1 pseudogene is annotated in these 271 nt (G+C 57.6%); it reads right to left on the minus strand.

Going from position 1 to position 271, the window contains the following annotated elements:
* A pseudogene (locus tag ACR6JA_RS23395) lies at nt 1-271 on the minus strand (TetR/AcrR family transcriptional regulator); the annotation flags it as partial.

A 271-nucleotide genomic window follows, 5' to 3' on the forward strand; every position in this document is an offset into this window, starting at 1 on the left:
GAACAAGCCTTCGGTCGCGAAGAAAGTGAATCGCTTTGCAGCGACCTCTGACGGTGAGCCCACGCTAATGGCTTCCAAAAGCTGGGCGTACCACTCGCGCACGATGTCCAGGTGTTCAGGAGACTGCAATAACGCCGCAGTCAGGCCAGCGGCGCGCGAATTGCTCGAGTCGTCTGCATGAGCAGTTAACTTGATGTGCGCAGCAAGCACTTCCAGCGAGCTGGAGCCGCTGCCAACCATCGTGGCCATCTGAGCCTGATAGATATCCATC

It is taken from the genome of Cedecea sp. B1(4) (assembly GCF_059414925.1).